The 19,514-nt window shown below is 63.0% G+C and carries 19 protein-coding genes and 1 tRNA gene; all 20 read right to left on the reverse strand.

Features of this window, described 5'->3' with window-relative positions; genetic code table 11:
* Positions 1 to 14: 14 nt before the first annotated feature.
* The 20 genes from nuoL to AC1D1F_RS21545 all read right to left on the reverse strand — a co-directional run bounded on the left by nuoL (position 15) and on the right by AC1D1F_RS21545 (position 19,454).
* Positions 15 to 2,039 carry an NADH-quinone oxidoreductase subunit L gene (nuoL, locus tag AC1D1F_RS21450; RefSeq protein WP_477696838.1) on the reverse strand — a complete coding sequence of 675 codons (2,025 nt, stop codon included), beginning with the start codon at positions 2,037 to 2,039 and terminating at the stop codon, positions 15 to 17.
* A gap of 7 nt (positions 2,040 to 2,046) precedes the next feature.
* Positions 2,047 to 2,355, reverse strand: a complete 309-nt coding sequence (gene nuoK / locus AC1D1F_RS21455; protein ID WP_007864437.1) for an NADH-quinone oxidoreductase subunit NuoK — start codon at positions 2,353 to 2,355, stop codon at positions 2,047 to 2,049.
* Entirely contained in the window at positions 2,352 to 3,005 is a 654-nt protein-coding gene (locus tag AC1D1F_RS21460; protein ID WP_477678457.1) for an NADH-quinone oxidoreductase subunit J, read from the reverse strand. The genes nuoK and AC1D1F_RS21460 overlap by 4 nt, the downstream gene beginning before the upstream one ends.
* 38 nt (positions 3,006 to 3,043) lie before the next feature.
* On the reverse strand, positions 3,044 to 3,541 hold the full coding sequence (gene nuoI / locus AC1D1F_RS21465) for an NADH-quinone oxidoreductase subunit NuoI (RefSeq protein ID WP_477654936.1): 498 nt from the start codon (positions 3,539 to 3,541) through the stop codon (positions 3,044 to 3,046).
* Between the two features lie 146 nt (positions 3,542 to 3,687).
* Positions 3,688 to 4,761 carry an NADH-quinone oxidoreductase subunit NuoH gene (nuoH, locus tag AC1D1F_RS21470; RefSeq protein WP_477671598.1) on the reverse strand — a complete coding sequence of 358 codons (1,074 nt, stop codon included), beginning with the start codon at positions 4,759 to 4,761 and terminating at the stop codon, positions 3,688 to 3,690.
* Positions 4,758 to 6,914 carry an NADH-quinone oxidoreductase subunit NuoG gene (nuoG, locus tag AC1D1F_RS21475; protein WP_477696837.1) on the reverse strand — a complete coding sequence of 719 codons (2,157 nt, stop codon included), beginning with the start codon at positions 6,912 to 6,914 and terminating at the stop codon, positions 4,758 to 4,760. Before nuoG ends, nuoH begins: the two co-directional genes overlap by 4 nt.
* A 19-nt stretch (positions 6,915 to 6,933) precedes the next feature.
* Positions 6,934 to 8,337 (reverse strand): NADH-quinone oxidoreductase subunit NuoF, encoded by a 1,404-nt coding sequence (gene nuoF, locus AC1D1F_RS21480; protein ID WP_477696836.1) that lies wholly within the window; start codon positions 8,335 to 8,337, stop codon positions 6,934 to 6,936.
* Positions 8,334 to 8,828, reverse strand: coding sequence for an NADH-quinone oxidoreductase subunit NuoE (nuoE, locus tag AC1D1F_RS21485; RefSeq protein ID WP_436155273.1), 495 nt, complete (start codon positions 8,826 to 8,828; stop codon positions 8,334 to 8,336). The genes nuoF and nuoE overlap by 4 nt, the downstream gene beginning before the upstream one ends.
* Before the next feature lie 5 nt (positions 8,829 to 8,833).
* Positions 8,834 to 10,087 (reverse strand): NADH-quinone oxidoreductase subunit D, encoded by a 1,254-nt coding sequence (locus AC1D1F_RS21490; RefSeq protein WP_436155274.1) that lies wholly within the window; start codon positions 10,085 to 10,087, stop codon positions 8,834 to 8,836.
* 24 nt (positions 10,088 to 10,111) lie between these two features.
* On the reverse strand, positions 10,112 to 10,720 hold the full coding sequence (locus AC1D1F_RS21495; RefSeq protein WP_477696835.1) for an NADH-quinone oxidoreductase subunit C: 609 nt from the start codon (positions 10,718 to 10,720) through the stop codon (positions 10,112 to 10,114).
* Between the two features lie 3 nt (positions 10,721 to 10,723).
* Positions 10,724 to 11,203, reverse strand: coding sequence for a NuoB/complex I 20 kDa subunit family protein (locus AC1D1F_RS21500; protein WP_007864469.1), 480 nt, complete (start codon positions 11,201 to 11,203; stop codon positions 10,724 to 10,726).
* A gap of 54 nt (positions 11,204 to 11,257) precedes the next feature.
* Positions 11,258 to 11,617, reverse strand: coding sequence for an NADH-quinone oxidoreductase subunit A (locus AC1D1F_RS21505; protein ID WP_007864471.1), 360 nt, complete (start codon positions 11,615 to 11,617; stop codon positions 11,258 to 11,260).
* 95 nt (positions 11,618 to 11,712) lie between these two features.
* Positions 11,713 to 11,797, reverse strand: a tRNA-Leu gene (locus AC1D1F_RS21510).
* A 115-nt stretch (positions 11,798 to 11,912) separates the two neighbouring features.
* Positions 11,913 to 12,332, reverse strand: a complete 420-nt coding sequence (gene secG / locus AC1D1F_RS21515) for a preprotein translocase subunit SecG (protein ID WP_477696834.1) — start codon at positions 12,330 to 12,332, stop codon at positions 11,913 to 11,915.
* Positions 12,333 to 12,365: 33 nt separating this feature from the next.
* Complete coding sequence (gene tpiA / locus AC1D1F_RS21520; RefSeq protein WP_477678453.1) at positions 12,366 to 13,127, reverse strand: triose-phosphate isomerase; 762 nt, start codon at positions 13,125 to 13,127, stop codon at positions 12,366 to 12,368.
* Between the two features lie 7 nt (positions 13,128 to 13,134).
* Positions 13,135 to 14,121, reverse strand: a complete 987-nt coding sequence (locus tag AC1D1F_RS21525) for an NAD(P)H-quinone oxidoreductase (RefSeq protein WP_477696833.1) — start codon at positions 14,119 to 14,121, stop codon at positions 13,135 to 13,137.
* A gap of 76 nt (positions 14,122 to 14,197) precedes the next feature.
* Positions 14,198 to 16,315 carry a polyribonucleotide nucleotidyltransferase gene (gene pnp / locus AC1D1F_RS21530; RefSeq protein ID WP_436155279.1) on the reverse strand — a complete coding sequence of 706 codons (2,118 nt, stop codon included), beginning with the start codon at positions 16,313 to 16,315 and terminating at the stop codon, positions 14,198 to 14,200.
* Between the two features lie 220 nt (positions 16,316 to 16,535).
* Positions 16,536 to 16,802, reverse strand: a complete 267-nt coding sequence (gene rpsO, locus AC1D1F_RS21535; protein ID WP_436155280.1) for a 30S ribosomal protein S15 — start codon at positions 16,800 to 16,802, stop codon at positions 16,536 to 16,538.
* Positions 16,803 to 16,946: 144 nt separating this feature from the next.
* A complete protein-coding gene (locus AC1D1F_RS21540) occupies positions 16,947 to 18,134 on the reverse strand; it encodes a pyridoxal phosphate-dependent aminotransferase (protein WP_477676539.1) in 1,188 nt (395 codons plus the stop codon).
* 54 nt (positions 18,135 to 18,188) lie between these two features.
* A complete protein-coding gene (locus AC1D1F_RS21545) occupies positions 18,189 to 19,454 on the reverse strand; it encodes a branched-chain amino acid ABC transporter substrate-binding protein (RefSeq protein ID WP_477676540.1) in 1,266 nt (421 codons plus the stop codon).
* Positions 19,455 to 19,514: the final 60 nt, after the last annotated feature.

The raw sequence follows: 19,514 nt of genomic DNA on the forward strand, positions 1-19,514 counted from the left end.
TTTTGTTGAACTGATCAGCGATTGAGCCAGACGAAATACGTCATCAACACAAACACGCCAATGATCATGCCGAAGGCATAGTGGTAGATGTAGCCGGACTGCAGCCGGCGGACCATGCCGGAGACCCAGCCGATTACCTTCCAGGAGCCGTTGACCAGCGCGCCGTCGATCAGCTTCTGGTCGCCGCCCTTCCAGAGCGCGGTGCCGAGGGCGCGCGTTCCGCGGGCCAGCACGTTTTCATTGAACCAGTCGAAGTAGTACTTGTTCTCGAGCAGCGTGAAGATGGGCATGAACATGCGCTTGATCGCGGCCGGCAAGGCCGGGTTGACCATGTACATATACCAGGCCAGCACCGAGCCTCCCAGGGCCAGCCAGAAAGGCGGCGCCATCAGCCCATGCAGGGCCATCTGGGCCGGTCCGTGGAATAGCTGCTTGAGCTCTTCCATGGCAGGGTGTTTTTCAAGGTTCACGAAGATCGCGCCCTTGAAGAAATCGCCGTACAGCATGGGCTCAATCGTCATGAAACCGATGACTACGGACGGGATCGCCAGCAGGATCAGCGGCACCGTCACCACCCAGGGCGATTCGTGCGGCTCGTGGTGCTCGTCATGATGGCCGTGGTCGTCGTGGCCATGGTGGTGCGCGTCGGGGTTCTGGTCATAGCGCTCCTTGCCGTGGAACACCAGGAAATACAGCCGGAAAGAATAGAAGGCCGTCACGAAGACGCCCGCCAGCACCGCGAAGTACGCGAAGCCCGCGCCCGCCAAATGGCTTTCATGCACGGCTTCGATGATGCTGTCCTTGGAGTAGAAACCCGCGAACAGGGGCGTGCCGATCAGGGCCAGCGTGCCCAGCAGCGAGGTGATCCAGGTGATGGGCATGTACTTGCGCACGCCGCCCATCCAGCGGATGTCCTGGTTGTGGTGCATGCCGATGATGACCGAGCCTGCCGCCAGGAACAGCAGCGCCTTGAAGAAAGCGTGCGTCATCAGGTGGAACACCGCGACGGAATAGGCCGAGGCGCCCAATGCCACCGTCATGTAACCGAGTTGCGAAAGCGTGGAATACGCGACCACGCGCTTGATGTCGTTCTGGATGATGCCGAGGAAACCCATGAACAGGGCCGTGATGGCACCTATCACCATGATGAAACTGAGCGCGGTGTCGCTGAGTTCAAACAGCGGCGACATGCGCGCCACCATGAAGATGCCGGCCGTCACCATGGTCGCGGCGTGGATCAGCGCGGAGATCGGGGTCGGGCCTTCCATGGAGTCCGGCAGCCAAACGTGCAAGGGGAATTGCGCCGACTTGCCCATCGCGCCTATGAAGAGGCAGATGCAGGCCACGGTCACCAGCATCCAGCCGGTTCCGGGGAACGTCAATTTGGAGAGCTCATCCGCCTTGGCAAAGGCCTCGGCATAGTTCAGCGTGCCGGCGTAAGCGGCGATCAGGCCAATGCCGAGGATAAAACCGAAGTCGCCCACGCGGTTGACCAGGAAGGCCTTCATGTTCGCGAAGATGGCGGTCGGCTTGTTGAACCAGAAACCGATCAGCAGGTAGGACACCAGGCCCACGGCCTCCCAGCCGAAGAACAGCTGCAGCATGTTGTTGCTCATCACCAGCATCAGCATGGAGAAGGTGAACAGCGAGATGTAGGCGAAGAAGCGGTTGTAGCCCTCGTCTTCTTCCATATAGCCTATGGTGTAGATGTGCACCATGAGCGACACAAAGGTCACCACGCACATCATCATGGCTGTGAGGCCGTCGACCAGGAAGCCGATCTCCATCTTCAGGCCGCCGACGTTCATCCAGGTGTAGAGCGTCTCGTTGAAACGCGCGCCGTCGACGGCCACGCTCTTGAGCGTCATCGCCGAGATGATGAAGGCCACCAGCACGCCGAGGATGGTCAGGGAGTGCGAGAGGCGGCGGCCTATCCAGTTGCCGCCGAAGGAGGTGCCGAGGATACCGGCCGCCAGGGCGCCGGCCAGCGGCGCCAAGGGAACGGCCAGCAGGGCCGATGCTGAGAGGGTTTGGCTCATTTTACTTTTAGCCCTGGAGCGTATTGAGTTCGTCTACGTTGATGCTGGACTTGTTGCGGAACAGCAGCACCAGGATGGCCAGGCCTATGGCCGATTCGGCCGCGGCGACGGTCAGGATGAAGAACACGAACACCTGGCCGGCCATGTCGTTCAGGTAGTAGGAGAAGGCCACAAAATTCATGTTGACCGCCAGCAGCATGAGCTCGATGGCCATCAGCAGCACGATCAGGTTTTTGCGGTTCAGGAAGATGCCGATGACCGACAGCGCGAACAGCATCGCGCCCAGCGAAAGAAAATGTCCCAGGGTGAGCGTCATGCCTTCTTCTCCTCGGCGGCTGCGGGGGCCGCAGCCACAACGGGTGCGGGTATTACGGATTTCATCTTGACCAGGCTCACGCGGTCGGCGCGCTTGACCCGGATCTGCTCTGAAGGGTTCTGGTACTTGGAGTCTTTGCGCGCGCGCAGGGTCAGCGCGATGGCGGCAATGATGGCCACCAGCAGAATCACCGCGGCGACCTCCAGCGGGTAGAGGTATTCGGAGTACAGCAGCTTGCCGAGCTCCTTGGTGTTGGACACCTGCGCGCCTATCTGGCCCGCGGTGGTCGCGACTTTGGGTGGCTCACGGAAGCCGCCCATCAACACATAAGACATTTCCAGCGCGATGATGGCGCCGACGGAGCCGGCCAGCGGGAAATGTTTCCAGAAGCCTTTGCGGACACTGTCGATGTTGATGTCCAGCATCATCACGACGAACAGGAAGAGCACCATCACGGCGCCCACATAGACCAGCACCAGCGTGATGGCCAGGAACTCTGCCTTGAGGAGAATCCAGACGGCAGACGCCTGGAAGAACGCCAGCACGAGGTAAAGCGCCGCATGCACCGGGTTGCGCGCGGTAATCACCTTGAATGCCGCAAACAGCAGCACCGCGGCGAAAACATAAAAAAGACCTGTTTTAGCGTCCATGTTGTTGTGGATTCTTTCTTGAGCCAGCGGCCTGGGGTTCAGCGGTACTTGGCATCAGCCGCGCGGTTGGCGGCGATTTCGGATTCATACCGGTCGCCCACGGCGAGCAGCATCTCTTTGGTGAAATACAGGTCGCCGCGCTTTTCGCCGTGGTATTCAAAGATGTGGGTCTCGACGATGGAGTCGACCGGGCAGCTTTCTTCGCAGAAACCGCAGAAGATGCATTTGGTCAGGTCGATGTCGTAACGCGAAGTGCGGCGGCTGCCGTCTTCACGCACGTCGGATTCGATGGTGATCGCCAGCGCCGGGCACACCGCTTCGCAGAGCTTGCAGGCGATGCAGCGCTCTTCGCCGTTTTCATAGCGGCGCAGCGCATGAAGGCCGCGAAAACGCGGGCTCAGCGGAGTTTTCTCTTCGGGAAACTGGACCGTGATCTTGCGGCTGAACATGTACTTGCCGGTCAGGGCCATGCCCTTGAACAGCTCGGTGAGCATGAAGCTTGACGCAAAGTCTTTGATGGAGGCTACGGCGGACATAAGTCAGATTCCTGCAGAAATAAGGCGTGCACAAAGGCTCTTCAAGCCAGCAGGGGCCGCGGGACTGGCTTTGCCAGACCGCAGGCGCAGCGGCCCCCTCGGGGGGCAGAGAGCTACACGAAGTGAGCGAACGTGGGGGCTCATAGTCACTTCCAGATGTTGTAGGGGGTCTGCATCCAGGCCCCGACGACCACCAGCCAGACCAGGGTCACGGGAATGAAAATCTTCCAGCCCAGGCGCATGATCTGGTCGTAGCGAAAACGCGGGAAGGTGGCGCGCACCCACAGGAACATGGTGACCACCACAAAGGTCTTGGCGCCGAGCCAGATCCAGCCCGGGATGAAGCTCAACGCTTCGACCGGAGGCAGCCAGCCGCCCAGGAACAGCAGCACGGCCAGGATGGCGACCAGCCACATGTTGGCGTATTCGGCGAGGAAGAACATCGCGAAGGCCATGCCCGAGTACTCGACCATGTGGCCGGCCACGATTTCGGACTCACCTTCAACGACGTCGAACGGGTGGCGATTGGTCTCGGCCAGGCCGGAGATGAAATACACGACAAAGATCGGCAGCAGCGGCAGCCAGTTCCAGGACAGGAAGGTCCAGCCGTTGCTTGCCAGCATGCCCTTGCCCTGGCTCATCACGATGTCGGTCATGTTGAGGCTGCCGGACACCATGAGCACCACCACCAGGCAAAAGCCCATGGCGATTTCATAGCTGACCATTTGCGCCGAGGCGCGCATGGCGCCGAGGAAGGCGTATTTGGAGTTGGAAGCCCAGCCCGCGATGATCACGCCGTAGACCTCCAGCGAGGTGATGGCCATCAGGAACAGCAGGCCGGCATTGATGTTGGCCAGCGCGATCTCGGGCCCGAAGGGAATCACGGCCCAGGCGGCCAGGGCCGGCATGATGGTCATGATGGGGCCGAGCACGAACAGGCCTTTGCTGGCCGCCGTGGGGATAATGATTTCCTTGGTCAGCAGCTTGAGTGCATCGGCAATCGGCTGCAGCAAGCCGAAAGGCCCGACGCGATTGGGGCCGAGGCGAATCTGGGTGAAGCCGATGGCCTTGCGTTCCCACAAGGTGAGGTAGGCCACGAGGCCCATCAGCGGCAGCAGGACACAGACGATCTTGATGAGCGTCCACAGCACAGGCCATACGGTGGCCGGCCAGATGCCGCCCATCAGACCCTGGCCGAAGGCGAAGATTCCATCAATCATGCCGCCACTCCTTCGAGCTTCGCTCCGAGGCCAGCGGCCTGGCGGGCATCCGCCGTCAGCTGCAGCGACGTAGCGCGCCTGACCAGCCCGTCGAGCTGGTAGATGCTGGCCACGGCAGGCGCCTGGGCGGGAGCCGCCGACAGGTCGATAGCGGCCTGGGTGCCGTTGCCGAGCTTGTCCACGGGAAGCTGCGCCGCATCGGCACCTGCGACCTGCTTGAGCACATCCTGCGAGGACTCGAAATCAAAACCGGGCAGGTCCAGCAGGTTGGCGAGCACACGCAGCACCTTCCAGGCCGGACGGGTATCGCCCAGCGGCTTGACGACGGCATGGAAACCTTGCACGCGGCCTTCGGCGTTCACGAAGGTGCCGGGGGTTTCGGTGAAAGGCGCGATCGGCAGCAGCACGTCGCTGAAACCCATGTTGGCCTTGAAGGGGCTCAGCGTCACGACCATTTGCGCGGCGTTGAGCGTGGATTTGGCCCTGGCGCCCGCGGCCGAGTCGAACTCGGGTTCGTTGTTGAGCAGGATCACCGCCTTGAGCTGGCCGTCCAGCATCTGGCCTGCGTTGAGTCCCTTGCCTGAAGGCAAGGCGCCGGCCAGCTGGGCGCCCACGGTGTTGGCGGCTTCCGTGAGGTAACCCACGGTGGCGCCGGTCTGCGCGGCAATCCAGTTGGCAAGCGCCAGCAGGCTGGAGGCCTTGGCGTGGTGCGCCGCGGCATTACCCAGCAGGATGGCTTTGCGTTCGCCGCCCTGCAGGGACTTGGCAATGGCCTTGGCGGCATCGGTGGCATTGCCGGCTGCGGGCGCGGTGACGCCCTTGTCGGCGGCAATCGCGGCGGCCACGTCGGCCAGGGACTGGGCCCAGGCTTCGGGCGAAGCCAGCAGCGTGTTGGCGACGGGCATGGCCCACGCGTCGGCGCTTGCCAGTTCGGCGGCGGAGTTGATGGTGCTCAGCGCCCCGCCCTTGCGAACGGCCTGGCGTATGCGCTGCGCGAACAGCGGGTGATCCTTGCGCAGGTTGGAGCCGACCACCAGCACGCGCTGCAGCTGCGACAGCGAGGCGACGGAGGTGCCCAGCCAGCGGATGGCCGAAGGCGCGGCGAACTCGGCGTTGCGCAGGCGGTAATCGATGTTCTCGCTACCGAGGCCGCGCATCAATGAGGCAGCCAGGTAAAGCTCTTCGAGCGTGCTGTGCGGGCTGGCCAGGGTGCCTATGCTGCCGGCGCCGTGGTCGGCCTTGATCTGCTTGAGGCCGTTGGCCACGTATTCGAGCGCGGTCTGCCAGTCGACGGCTTTCCATTCACCGCCCTGCTTGAGCATGGGGCTGGTCAGGCGTTCGTCGCCGTTGAGGGCTTCATACGAGAAGCGGTCGCGGTCGGCGATCCAGCATTCGTTGATGTCTTCGTTCTCCAGGGGCACCACGCGCATGACCTTGTTGCTCTTGACCTGGACGATCAGGTTGGCGCCGGTCGAATCGTGCGGGCTGACCGACTTGCGGCGCGACAGCTCCCAGGTACGGGCGCTGTAGCGGAAAGGCTTGCTGGTCAGCGCGCCGACCGGGCAGATGTCGATCATGTTGCCGGACAGCTCGGAGTCCACCGACATGCCGACGAAGGTTTCAATCTCGGCGTGTTCGCCGCGATGCGACATGCCGAGCTCCATCACGCCGGCCACTTCCTGGCCGAAGCGCACGCAGCGCGTGCAATGGATGCAGCGGCTCATCTCCTGCATGGAAATCAGCGGGCCGACGTCCTTATGGAAGACCACGCGTTTTTCCTCTTCGTAACGCGATTCGCTGCCGCCGTAGCCGACAGCCAGGTCCTGCAACTGGCACTCGCCGCCCTGGTCGCAGATCGGGCAGTCCAGCGGGTGGTTGATCAGCAGGAATTCCATCACGCCCTTCTGGGCCTTGATGGCTTTGTCGTTCTTGGTGCGCACGATCATGCCCTGGGTGACGGGCGTGGCGCAGGCCGGCATGGGCTTCGGCGCCTTCTCCACGTCGACCAGGCACATGCGGCAGTTGGCGGCAATGCTGAGCTTCTTGTGATAGCAGAAGTGCGGAATGTAGGTGCCGGCTTTTTCAGCCGCATGCATCACCGTGCTGCCCTCCAGCACTTCCACCTTCTGGCCGTCGAGTTCTATTTCAACCATATTTTTTTCTTTCCGGAACTCAGGCTTGCGCGGCGGCCGAAGCCTGGGATGCGGGAGCTTGATAGGCTGGCGTCTTGATCATGGCTTCAAACTCATGGCGGAAATGCTTGATCATGGCGCGCACCGGCATGGCCGCGGCATCGCCGAGTGCGCAGATGGTGCGGCCCTGGATGTTGTCGGCCACCGAGTTGAGCAGGTCCATGTCGGTTTGTTTGCCGTGGCCGTTGTGGATGCGGTCCACGACGCGCCAGAGCCAGCCCGTGCCTTCGCGGCAGGGCGTGCATTGGCCGCAGGATTCGTGCATGTAGAAGTAAGACAGGCGCTTGAGCGACTCGACCATGCAGCGGCTGTCGTCCATCACGATCACCGCGCCCGAGCCCAGCATGGAGCCGGCCTTGGCGATGGAGTCGTAGTCCATGGTGCATTCCATCATGATGGAAGCCGGCAGCACGGGCGCCGAGGAGCCGCCGGGAATCACGGCCTTGAGCGTGCGACCCTTGCGCACGCCGCCGGCGAGTTCCAGCAGCTTGGAGAACGGCGTGCCCATGGGCACTTCATAGTTGCCCGGCAGCTCGACGTCACCGGACACCGAGTAGATCTTGGTGCCGCCGTTGTTGGGCTTGCCGCATTCGAGGTAGGCCTGGCCGCCGTTGCGGATGATCCAGGGCACAGCCGCGAAGGTCTCGGTGTTGTTGATGGTGGTGGGCTTGCCGTAGAGGCCGAAGCTCGCCGGGAACGGCGGCTTGAAGCGCGGCTGGCCTTTTTTGCCCTCGAGCGACTCGAGCAGCGCGGTTTCTTCGCCGCAGATGTAGGCACCGAAGCCGTGCGAGGCGTGGAGCTGGAAGCTGAAGCCGCTGCCGAAAATGTTGTTGCCCAGCAGGCCGGCGGCGCGCGCTTCTTCCAGGGCTTCTTCAAAGCGCTGGTAGGTCGCGAAGATTTCGCCGTGGATGTAGTTGTAACCCACGCTGATACCCATGGCGTAGGCGGCGATCACCATGCCCTCGATCACGCTGTGCGGGTTGTACTGCATGATGTCGCGGTCTTTGCAGGTGCCCGGCTCGCCCTCGTCCGAATTGCAGACCAGGTATTTCTGACCCGGGAACTGGCGCGGCATGAAGCTCCATTTGAGCCCGGTCGGGAAACCCGCGCCGCCGCGGCCGCGCAGGCTGCCGGCCTTGACTTCAGCAATCACCTGGTCGGGCGTCATGCCCTCGCCGCCGTCTTGCTTGAGGATCTTGCGCAGGGCCTGATAGCCGCCGCGAGCCTCGTAGTCCTTGAGGCGCCAGTTGCTGCCGTTGAGGTCGGCCAGGATTTGCGGATTGATGTGCCGGCCGTGGAAGCAGGTCTGCACGCCGGTCGCCGAAAACTGGGACAGCACGCTCTGCGCGGCTGCGCTGTTGGGGGTCAGGGGTGCGAGCGTCATGGTTGCTTTGCCTCGGCGGATTGAAGGCCTTCGATGAGCTGGTCCAGCTTCTCGTTGCTCATGAAGCTGCACATGGTGAGATCGTTGACGAGCATCACCGGAGAATCCGCGCAGGCGCCCAGGCATTCGGACTGCTGCAGCGTGAAAAGGCCGTCGGCGCTGGTCTCGCCCATGGCGATGCCGAGCTTGTGCTCCAGGTGTTTGAGCGCCTTGGCGCCGTCGCGCAGCTGGCAAGGCAGGTTGGTGCAGACGTTGAGCTTGTACTTGCCAACGGGGCGCTGGTTGTACATGTTGTAGAAGGTGGTGACCTCGTGCACGGCGATCGGCGCCATGCCGAGGTATTCGGCCACGACCTTCTCGCTTTCGGCGCTGACGTAGCCGTGCTCTTCCTGCAGGATGGTCAGGCAGGCCATGACGGCCGACTGTTTCTGGTCCGCGGGGTATTTGGCGACTTCGCGGTCGAAGCGCGCTCTGGTTTGTTCAGAAATCATGGGGACTACCGGTCAATTTCACCGAACACAATATCCATGGTGCCGATCACGGCGACGGCGTCGGCGATCATGTGGCCGCGCGACATTTCGTCCATGGCCGCGAGGTGCGGGAAACCCGGCGGGCGGATCTTCAGGCGATAGGGCTTGTTGGCGCCGTCGCTGACGATGTAGATGCCGAACTCGCCTTTGGGGTGCTCGACCGCCGCATAGGCTTCGCCTTCGGGCACATGGAAGCCTTCGGTGAAGAGCTTGAAGTGGTGGATCAGCTCTTCCATGTTGGACTTCATGGATTCGCGATCCGGCGCGGCGACCTTGTGGTTGCTGGTGATCACGGGGCCGGGGTTCACGCGCAGCCAGTCGACGCACTGCTTGATGATGCGGTTGGACTGGCGCATTTCTTCGACGCGGACCAGGTAGCGGTCGTAGCAGTCACCGGTCTTGCCAACCGGGATGTCGAAGTCCATCTTGTCGTAGACGTCGTAGGGCTGTTGCTTGCGCAGGTCCCAGGCGAAACCCGAACCGCGAAGCATGGGACCGGTGAAGCCGAGGTTGAGCGCGCGCTCGGGCGAGACGACGCCGACGCCGACGGTGCGCTGCTTCCAGATGCGGTTGTCGGTCAGCAGGGTTTCGTATTCGTCGACGTAACCGGGGAACTTGTTGGTGAAGTCCTCGATGAAGTCGAGCAGCGAGCCCTGGCGGTTTTCGTTGAGCGCGGCGATGGCCTTGGCGTTCTTGACCTTGCTGACGCGGTACTGCGGCATGCTGTCGGGCAGGTCACGGTAAACGCCGCCCGGACGGAAGTAGGCCGCGTGCATGCGCGCGCCGGAGACGGCTTCGTACATGTCGAACAGCGCCTCGCGCTCGCGGAAGCAGTAAATCAGGATGTTCATCGCACCGCAGTCGAAACCGTGCGCGCCCAGCCACAGCAGGTGGTTGAGCAGGCGCGTGATTTCGGCATACATCACGCGGATGTATTGCGCGCGCACCGGCACGTCGACGCCCAGCAGCTTCTCGATGGCCAGGCAGTAAGCCTGCTCGTTGGACATCATGGAGACGTAGTCCAGCCGGTCCATGTAAGGCAGCGACTGGATGTAGGTCTTGCTTTCGGCGAGCTTTTCGGTGGCGCGGTGCAGCAGGCCGATGTGCGGGTCGGCGCGCTGGATTACTTCACCGTCAAGCTCGAGCACCAGGCGCAGCACGCCGTGCGCCGCGGGATGCTGCGGTCCAAAGTTGAGCGTGTAGTTTTTGATTTCAGCCATGTGGGTATCTCTTGCCGGCGCCGCTTACTGCAGGCCGCCGTAGTTGTCTTCACGGATCACGCGCGGGGTGATCTCGCGCGGCTCTATGGTGACCGGCTGGTAAATCACGCGCTTCTGCTCAGGGTCGTAACGCATCTCGACGTGGCCCGAGGTCGGGAAGTCCTTGCGGAAAGGATGGCCGATGAAACCGTAATCGGTCAGGATGCGGCGCAGGTCGTTGTGGCCTTCAAAGATGATGCCGTAGAGGTCGAAGGCTTCGCGCTCGAACCAGTTGGCCGAGTTCCAGATGCCGTTGAGCGAATCCACCACGGGGAAATCGTCGTCGGGGCAGAACACCTTGAGGCGCACGCGCTGGTTGAGGCTGACCGACAGCAGGTGCGAGACCACGCAGTAGCGCAGGCCGTCGTACTGGCCGTCACGGTATTCGGAATAGTCGACGCCGCAGAGATCGATGAGTTGCTCGAAGCGGCAGCCGGGCGCATCGCGCAGCGTGGTGGCGGCCGCGAGGTAGTCGGCGGCGGAGACCGTGAGGGTAATTTCACCCAGCGCAGTCTTCAGGCTTTTGACCTTGTCGCCAAGGACGGCACGAATCGTTTCGGCGAGTTGCTCCATGGACACGGGAGAAGAGGACATGTCTTATGCCCTCGCAATCGTGTTGGTGCGGCGGATTTTCTGCTGCAGCTGGATGATGCCGTACATCAGCGCTTCGGCCGTGGGCGGGCAGCCGGGCACGTAGACGTCCACCGGCACGATGCGGTCGCAGCCGCGCACCACGGAATAGCTGTAGTGGTAATAGCCGCCGCCGTTGGCGCAGGAGCCCATGGACAGCACCCAGCGCGGCTCGGACATCTGGTCGTAGACCTTGCGCAGGGCCGGGCCCATCTTGTTGCACAGTGTGCCAGCCACGATCATCAAGTCGGACTGGCGCGGGCTGGGACGGAACAACATGCCGAAGCGGTCGAGGTCGTAGCGCGCCGCGCCCGCATGCATCATTTCGACGGCGCAACAGGCCAGGCCGAATGTCATGGGCCAGAGCGAACCCGTCTTGGCCCAGTTCACCACCGAGTCGTAACTCGTGGTCATGAAGCCTTCGTTGAAAACACCTTCAAGTGACATACCCGTACCTTTGTGGCGAGAACCGCCTAGAGAACCCTCGGGATTCTTAGCTTCTTATTCCCAGTCCAGCGCACCCTTTTTCCACTCGTAGACGAAGCCCACGACCAGAATGCCCAGGAAAATCATGACCGACCAGAAACCGACGGGGCCGATTTCCTTGAGCGCCACGGCCCAGGGAAAGAGGAAGGCGATTTCGAGGTCAAACAAAATGAAGAGGATGGCGACCAGGTAGTAGCGCACATCGAATTTCATGCGGGCATCTTCGAAAGCCTCGAAGCCGCATTCGTAAGGGGAATTTTTTTCGCTGTCGGGGCGCACAGGGCCCAACAAACGCCCCAGGACCTGGGGCACCACGCCGACACCCACACCGACCAGAATGAACAGGAGAACAGGAAGGTATTGATCGAGGTTCATCGTGGATTCAACTTCTGAAAAGCCACCTGCGCGGTTTGTTCAGCTTGCCGTTTAAGGCGACAGCATCGCCGGAGCGCTGCTGCCGATGCTTGTTCTGGTGCGGACGGCGAGACTCGAACTCGCACACCTTTCGGCACTACCCCCTCAAGATAGCGTGTCTACCAATTTCACCACGTCCGCGGTATTTAACTGACTGGATGGCATGAGGAAACCTTGCGGTTTTGGCTTTCCAGGCAGTCATAGAGTTTACCCTGAAATACCGCCTCCCCCGACGAGAGGCGGCAGCAAAAACACGTTATTTCGTCGGGATTTGCGCGGCGCCCGATGCGGCGGGCGCGGGTGTCGCTGGAACCGCTGCGCTGCCGCTCGCCGGTGCCGTGGTTGCGGGAATTTGGGCCGCGCCGGAAGCCGCACCGGCAGGCGCCGGTGCGCTCACCGCAGTGCCTTCCAGGACGCTGGAACCGCTGCGCGGCAGCGAGCTGCCGCCGAAGTAAGCAAGCAGCAAGGTGCATGCAAAAAATAGCGCCGCGAGGACACCGGTAGTGCGCGACAGGAAGTTGGCGCTGCCGCTGGCGCCGAACAGGCTGCCGGAGCCGCCGCTGCCGAACGCCGCGCCCATGTCGGCGCCCTTGCCGTGCTGCACCAGGATCAGGCCAATCATGCCGAGCGCCGACAGCATTTGCACGGCGAGGACAATGGTCAATACTACGTTCATATCTACTCCTAAATTAATAGCGTTCTGCGCTCGTTACTTGCGGGCTGCAGCAATAATGGTCAAAAAATCGGGGGCTTTGAGCGAGGCGCCGCCAATCAGGCCGCCGTCGATGTCGGGCTGGGCCAGCAGCGTTGCCGCATTGGCAGCGTTCATGCTGCCGCCGTACAGGATTTTCACACGCGCGAACTGGTCCGTGGCGGCCTTCAACTGAGCGCGCAGCACCGCGTGCACAGCCTGGGCCTCTTCGGGTGACGCGGTCTTGCCGGTGCCTATGGCCCACACGGGCTCATAGGCCACGACGATTTCGCTGATGCAATGGCCGTTGGTGTGGATCACCGCGGCCAGCTGGCGCTTGACGACTTCTTCGGTGTGGCCGGCTTCGCGCTCGGCCAGCGTCTCGCCCACGCAGACGATGGGCGTGATGCCCGATGCCAGCGCGGCTTTGGCTTTCTCGGCCACCAGCAAATCGCTTTCGCCATGGTACTGGCGGCGTTCCGAATGGCCGACGATGGCAAAGCGGCAGCCGAAATCCTTGAGCATGGCGGCGCTCACCTCACCCGTGTAAGCACCCGAGGCTTGCGCCGAGACATCCTGCGCGCCCAGTTCGATGGACGCGAGGCCGGCCTGCGCGGAGTGCATGGCCTGCACCTGCGCCAGATAGGGCGCGGGAACGCAGACCGCCACTTCGCACGCGGCAGGCGCGGCGGCCAGGCCTTGCGACAGCGCGTCCAGCAGGGCCGCGTTGGCGGCCAGGCTGCCGTTCATCTTCCAGTTTCCCGCAATGAGTTTTTTCATCTTTGGCTCACCAGGTCAAGACAATTTTGCCGATATGTGAATTCGACTCCATCAGTGCATGGGCTTTGGCCGCATCGGCCGCCGCAAACGTGCTGTGGATGACGGGCTTGATCCGGCCCGCGGAAAGCAAGGGCCAGACTTTTTCCTTCAGCGCTTTTGCAATCGCCGCCTTGAACTCGATCGAACGCGGACGCAGGGTCGAACCGGTGATGGTCAGGCGCTTGCGCAGCACCAGGCCGGCATTGAGCTCGGCCTTGACGCCGCCTTGCACCGCGATGATGACGAGGCGGCCGTCTTCGGCCAGGCACTCGACTTCACGCGCCACGTAGCTGCCGGCCACCATGTCGAGGATGACGTTGACGCCCTGCCCGTTGGTCAGCTTTTTCACCTCTTCGGCAAAGTCGCTGGCCTTGTAGTTGATGGCGTGGTCAGCCCCCAGGGCGATGCAGGCCGCGCACTTGTCGTCGCTGCCGGCCGTAACCAGCACCGTGGCGCCCATGGCCTTGGCGATCTGGATGGCGGTGACGCCGATGCCGCTCGAGCCGCCCTGGATCAGCAGGGTTTCACCCGGCTGCAGGTGGGCGCGCTCGAAGACATTGCTCCAGACCGTGAAGAAGGTCTCGGGCAGCGAAGCCGCTTCGATGTCGCTAAGGCCCTCAGGCACCGGCAGACATTGCCCCACGGGCGCGACACACAGTTCGGCATACCCCCCGCCCGCCACCAACGCGCAGACACGGTCGCCGGGCTTGAGGCCGGCAGCGGCCATGGCTTGCGCATCGCCGGAGACGATCACGCCGGCCACTTCAAGGCCCGGGATGTCGGAGGCACCCGGCGGCACAGGGTAGTTACCCATGCGCTGCAAGACGTCGGGGCGGTTCACACCGCTGGCGCTCACGCGGATCACCACCTCTCCGGCGCCGTTGGTGGGTTCCGGGCGGGCGCCCAGACGCAACACCTCGGGCGCGCCGTAGGAGGTAATTTCAACAGCTTTCATGGGGTATGCAGTTCATTTGCGCCACCGGCGCCCGATGCACGGGTGCCGGCAGCAGCAAAATCCGTCGCAGGAAGGATCAGCCGCGGTCCTGGTCCTGGGCCGGACGGTCCAGCAAGGCCTTCATCGACAGCTTGACGCGGCCTTTTTCGTCGGTCTCAAGAACCTTGACCTTGACGATCTGGCCTTCGCTCAGGTAGTCGGTGACCTTCTCGACGCGCTCGTGGGCGATCTGGCTGATGTGCAGCAGGCCGTCCTTGCCGGGCAGCAGGTTGATCAGGGCGCCGAAGTCCAGGATCTTGGTGACCGGACCTTCGTAGACCTTGCCGATTTCGACTTCAGCGGTGATCTCGGCGATGCGGCGCTTGGCCTCGTCGGCCTTGGCGCTGTCGTTCGAGGCGATGGTGATGGTGCCGTCTTCCTCGATGTTGATCTGCGTGCCGGTTTCTTCGGTCAGCGCGCGGATGACGGCGCCGCCCTTGCCGATCACGTCGCGGATTTTCTCGGGGTTGATCTTCATGACGTAGAGGCGCGGTGCGAAGTCGGAGACTTCAGCCTTGGCCTCGCCCATGGCTTCCTGCATCTTGCCCAGGATGTGCATGCGGGCTTCCTTGGCCTGGGCCAGCGCGACCTGCATGATTTCCTTGGTGATGCCCTGGATCTTGATGTCCATCTGCAGCGCGGTGATACCGAAGGTGGTACCGGCAACCTTGAAGTCCATGTCACCCAGGTGATCTTCATCGCCCAAGATGTCGGTCAGCACGGCGAAGCGGTTGTCTTCCTTGATCAGGCCCATGGCGATGCCGGCCACGTGGGCTTTCATCGGCACGCCGGCATCCATCAGCGACAGGCAGCCGCCGCAGACCGAAGCCATCGACGAGGAGCCGTTGGACTCGGTGATTTCAGACACCACGCGCATGGTGTACGGGAATTCTTCCTTCGTAGGCAGCACGGCGATCAGCGCACGCTTGGCCAGGCGGCCGTGGCCGATTTCGCGGCGTTTCGGGCTGCCGACACGGCCGGTTTCGCCGGTGGCGAACGGAGGCATGTTGTAGTGCAGCATGAAGCGGTCTTCGTAGTCGCCGGACAGCGCGTCGATGCGCTGCGCGTCGCGCTCGGTGCCCAGCGTGGTCACGACCAGCGCCTGGGTTTCGCCGCGCGTGAACAGGGCCGAGCCGTGGGTACGGGGCAGCACGCTGTTGCGGATTTCAATCGCGCGAACGGTGCGCGTGTCGCGGCCGTCGATGCGGGGTTCGCCGGCCAGGATCTGGCTGCGCACGATCTTGGCTTCGATGTCGAACAGCATGCCTTCAACGGCCACGCCGTCGAATTCCACGCCGTCGGCCTTGAGCGCCGCCATGACGTCGGACGTCACCACGCGGCAGGCTTGCGTACGGGCTTGCTTGGCGCGGATCTGGTAAGCGGCTTGCAGCTTGGCGCCGGCGAGTTCGTTGACCTTGGCGATCAGCGGCTCGTTCTTGGCGGGAGCTTTCCAGTCCCAGACCGGCTTGCCGGCGTCGCGCACGAGTTCATGGATCGCGTTGATGGCGATGTTGCCCTGCTCATGGCCGAACACCACGGCGCCGAGCATGATTTCTTCGGACAGCTGCTGGGCTTCGGACTCGACCATCAGCACGGCGGCTTCGGTGCCGGCCACGACGAGGTCCATCTTCGAATCCTTGAGCTGGGTCTTGCCGGGATTCAGCACGTACTGGCCGTCGATGTAGGCCACGCGCGCTGCGCCGATGGGGCCGTTGAACGGAATGCCGGAGATCGACAGGGCGGCGCTCGATGCGATCAGCGCGGGGATGTCGCCTTCGACTTCAGGGTTCAGCGACAGCACGTGGATCACGACCTGCACTTCGTTGAAGAAGCCTTCGGGGAACAGCGGGCGGATCGGGCGGTCGATCAGGCGCGAGGTCAGCGTTTCGAATTCGCTGGGGCGGCCTTCGCGCTTGAAGAAGCTGCCGGGAATGCGGCCGGCGGCGTAGGTTTTCTCGAGGTAGTCGACGGTCAGAGGGAAGAAGTCCTGGCCGGGCTTGGCATCGGTCTTGGCGACCACAGTGGCCAGCACCACGGTGCCGTCCATGTCAACGACGACGGCGCCGCTGGACTGGCGGGCGATCTCGCCGGTTTCCATCGTGACCTTGTGCTGGCCCCACTGGAAGGATTTGGTGACTTTGTTGAAAATGCTCATGTTCTTATCTCCACTAAATTCACACGCTTGAGGCAGCGCGGGAGGCCCGGAGCGGCGGCTGGCTGAACACGATGCCATTCCACAAAATGCCTGGGATCAGCGGTCTGACCGGGGCTTTTCTTGTGGAATGACACAGCGCGTGCTCGTTTTGCCTTGCTCCGAAGTAAAAAGCGCCTGAGCTAGTGAACTAACTCAGGCGCTTTCAAATCGTTTTTACCGATTACTTGCGCAGGCCAAGCTTGGCGATCAGCGCGGTGTAACGGTCAGCATCTTTGGACTTCAGGTAGTCCAGCAGCTTGCGGCGGCGGCTCACCATGCGCAGCAGGCCGCGGCGGCCGTGGTGGTCTTTGGCGTTGGCCTTGAAATGGGGGGTCAGTTCGTTGATGCGGCCGGTCAGCAGCGCCACTTGAACTTCAGGGCTGCCGGTGTCGCCGGCGGCACGTGCGTTGGCCTGAACGATTTCGGCCTTGATTGATTTTGCAATCATGTTTTCTCTTTCTTGCACCGAGGTGCGCTTGCGAGCGAAGCAGCGTTCCCGACATGGGACTTGAATAAACCGCTTTCGTCGTGTTCCGGCAGGCAAAAGGCCAAAAACCTGTATTTAAGGCCTCAAACTGCGCAGAGCCTTGGATTATAGCCCAAGCCAGCGTTTCAGCCGCTCAACCCCCTGCCCCAACCTGGCGACGTCCTGGCTGGCGAAACACCAGCGCAGCCAGCCCTGGGCTTCGGGCCCCGGGTTGACCATGAAGGCATTGCCGGGCGCCAGGCCCAGCCCGGCCTCCACGACCAGGCGTTTGGCGGTCTCCAGGGAGTCGCCGAAGCGGGCGGGGTCTTCCAGCCGGAAAAAGGCGTACATACCGCCCTTGGCCGGCGCCAGCTGTACACCCGGCACCGCCTGCAGCAACGGCACCAGGGTATCGCGGCAGGTTTTGAGGTGGGCCACCACGCGCGGCGTGATCTCGGCCGTGCGCTCAATGGCCACCTGCCCGGCCCGCTGCACGAACACCGGCGCGCAGGAGGTGTTGAACTCCACCAGCTTGCCCATGTGCGGCGTCATGGCGGCCGGCATCACCAGCCAGCCCAGGCGCCAGCCTGTCATCAGAAAGCTTTTGGAAAAGCTGTGGACCACCACCAGGCGGTCTTCCGGCGCCGCAATGTCCAGGAAGCTGGGGGCGCAGCCATTCGGGGTGGGCTCGTAATACAGCCGCTCATAGACCTCGTCGGCCAGGATCCAGGTACCGGTCTTCCGGCAGTGCGCCAGGATGGCCTCCTGCTCGGCGCGCGCCAGGGTCCAGCCCGTAGGGTTGTTGGGCGCGTTGACGATCAGCAGCTTGGTCGCCGGGGTGATGGCGGCCAGCAACTCAGCCATGTCCAGCCGCCATTCACCCGCCACCGGCTTGAGGCTGACGCACTTGACCCGCGCACCCATGATGGCCGGCTGGGCCGTCAGGTTGGGCCAGACCGGCGTCACCGCCACCACCTCGTCGCCCGCATCGACCAGCGCCTGGACGGCCAGCATCAGCGCATTGACGCCGCCCGACGTGACCGCGATGCGTTCGGCCGTGATCGGCGCGGCGCCCGGGCAGCGCAGGCCCGTGGCATAGCCCGCAATCGCCTCGCGCAACTCAGCCAGGCCCAGGTTGTGGGCATAAAAAGTCTCGCCCTGCTGCAGCGAGGCGGCCGCCGCGTCGCGGATAAAGGCCGGCGTGACCTCGTCGCTTTCGCCAAACCAGAACTTGAGCACGTCGCTGCGCCCCATGCCGGCATTGGCGACCTGGCGGATCATGGATTCTTCAAGGTTTAAAACGGCCTGTCTCATGGGAATGGTTCGATCTGCCTGCCGGCGTCTGTCAATCAGAAAAGGAATAAAAGCTCAGGGCCGGACCATCTTGCAGCTGCTCGGCTGCTCGGCCCGCTCGGGCGAAATCGTCTTGATGACACGAAAACCGTAGCCCGAACCTTCCACGTCGAACTTCACGCCCGGCGAGCCCTGCTTGCCCATCAACGCCACCAGCAGCGGCTGCTGGAACTGGTGGTCCAGCGCGCGCATCGTGCCCTGGTGGCCCGCGAAGCTCACGGTACCACGCTCCAATTGCGCCGCCAGCGCGCCGGCCTCGGCGCTGCCGGCCTTGTCCAGGCTTTGGGCCAGGGCCTCGACCATCAGCTGCATGCGCATGTGCACATAGTCGTCCTGCGGCTTGGGGAAACGCTGGCGGAAGGACTGGTAAAAAGCCTCGGACTGCGCACCCGCCTCGTTCGGGAACCAGTCGGCCACGGCCACCACCTTGCCCACGCCGGCATCACCCAGCGCGCCCGGCACGCCCAGCGCATTGCCGTAGAAGGTGTAGAACTTGCCCTCATAGCCCACTTCCTTGGCGGCCTTGATCAGCAAGGTCAGGTCGTTGCCCCAGTTGCCCGTGAGCACCGCCTGCGCGCCGCTGGCCTTGATCTTCACGGCATAGGGGATGAAATCCTTGACGCGACCCAGCGCGTGCAGCTCGTCGCCCACGATCTGCACGTCGGGGCGCTGCGCGCCCAACTGCTTGCGCGCCTCGCGCAGCACCGCCTGGCCAAAGCTGTAGTCCTGCCCTATCAGGTAAATACTTTTGAGCGCCTTGTCGTCCTTGAGCACGTCCATGAGCGCTGCCATGCGCATGTCGGCGTGCGCGTCAAAACGGAAGTGCCAGTAGCTGCACTTCTCGTTCGTCAGGACGGGGTCGACCGCCGAGTAGTTCAGGAACAGCACGCGTTTTTTCGGCTCGCGCTCGTTGTGTTTGTTGATGGCGTCGATGAGCACCGCCGCAATGGCCGACGAATTGCCCTGCGCGATGATGGTCACGCCGTCGTCGATCGCCGAGCGCAAGGCCGCCAGCGCCTCTTCGTTCTGGCCCTTGTTGTCGTAGCGCTCGACCACCAGGTTGCGCGGCCCGCCGGCCAGCTTGACGCCGCCGCGCGCGTTGACGCGCTCGGTCGCCCAGACCAGGTTGCGGAACACCGCTTCGCCGGTGTTGGCGAAGGCACCCGACAGGCTTTCGATCAATGCGATGCGTACCGGCGGCTGACTGGCGGTTTGCGCGCCGGCCCCCACGCAGGCGCAGAGACATAGGGCCGTGAACAGGCGTTTCAAGTGTGTATGCATAAAAAAATAGATCCCTGTTTTCGCTTGATTTCGCTTGAATAAAACGGCAGCACACCTAAC

It is taken from the genome of Polaromonas sp. P1_H6 (genome assembly GCF_056405195.1).

Excerpts from the sequence above, each read along its gene's own strand:
- nuoL (WP_477696838.1), bottom strand. The coding sequence starts at position 2,039 with ATGAGCCAAACCCTCTCAGCATCGGCCCTGCTGGCCGTTCCCTTGGCG.
- nuoK (WP_007864437.1), bottom strand. The coding sequence starts at position 2,355 with ATGACGCTCACCCTGGGACATTTTCTTTCGCTGGGCGCGATGCTGTTC.
- AC1D1F_RS21460 (WP_477678457.1), bottom strand. The coding sequence starts at position 3,005 with ATGGACGCTAAAACAGGTCTTTTTTATGTTTTCGCCGCGGTGCTGCTG.
- nuoI (WP_477654936.1), bottom strand. The coding sequence starts at position 3,541 with ATGTCCGCCGTAGCCTCCATCAAAGACTTTGCGTCAAGCTTCATGCTC.
- nuoH (WP_477671598.1), bottom strand. The coding sequence starts at position 4,761 with ATGATTGATGGAATCTTCGCCTTCGGCCAGGGTCTGATGGGCGGCATC.
- nuoG (WP_477696837.1), bottom strand. The coding sequence starts at position 6,914 with ATGGTTGAAATAGAACTCGACGGCCAGAAGGTGGAAGTGCTGGAGGGC.
- nuoF (WP_477696836.1), bottom strand. The coding sequence starts at position 8,337 with ATGACGCTCGCACCCCTGACCCCCAACAGCGCAGCCGCGCAGAGCGTG.
- nuoE (WP_436155273.1), bottom strand. The coding sequence starts at position 8,828 with ATGATTTCTGAACAAACCAGAGCGCGCTTCGACCGCGAAGTCGCCAAA.
- AC1D1F_RS21490 (WP_436155274.1), bottom strand. The coding sequence starts at position 10,087 with ATGGCTGAAATCAAAAACTACACGCTCAACTTTGGACCGCAGCATCCC.
- AC1D1F_RS21495 (WP_477696835.1), bottom strand. The coding sequence starts at position 10,720 with ATGTCCTCTTCTCCCGTGTCCATGGAGCAACTCGCCGAAACGATTCGT.
- AC1D1F_RS21500 (WP_007864469.1), bottom strand. The coding sequence starts at position 11,203 with ATGTCACTTGAAGGTGTTTTCAACGAAGGCTTCATGACCACGAGTTAC.
- AC1D1F_RS21505 (WP_007864471.1), bottom strand. The coding sequence starts at position 11,617 with ATGAACCTCGATCAATACCTTCCTGTTCTCCTGTTCATTCTGGTCGGT.
- secG (WP_477696834.1), bottom strand. The coding sequence starts at position 12,332 with ATGAACGTAGTATTGACCATTGTCCTCGCCGTGCAAATGCTGTCGGCG.
- tpiA (WP_477678453.1), bottom strand. The coding sequence starts at position 13,127 with ATGAAAAAACTCATTGCGGGAAACTGGAAGATGAACGGCAGCCTGGCC.
- AC1D1F_RS21525 (WP_477696833.1), bottom strand. The coding sequence starts at position 14,121 with ATGAAAGCTGTTGAAATTACCTCCTACGGCGCGCCCGAGGTGTTGCGT.
- pnp (WP_436155279.1), bottom strand. The coding sequence starts at position 16,315 with ATGAGCATTTTCAACAAAGTCACCAAATCCTTCCAGTGGGGCCAGCAC.
- rpsO (WP_436155280.1), bottom strand. The coding sequence starts at position 16,802 with ATGATTGCAAAATCAATCAAGGCCGAAATCGTTCAGGCCAACGCACGT.
- AC1D1F_RS21540 (WP_477676539.1), bottom strand. The coding sequence starts at position 18,134 with ATGAGACAGGCCGTTTTAAACCTTGAAGAATCCATGATCCGCCAGGTC.
- AC1D1F_RS21545 (WP_477676540.1), bottom strand. The coding sequence starts at position 19,454 with ATGCATACACACTTGAAACGCCTGTTCACGGCCCTATGTCTCTGCGCC.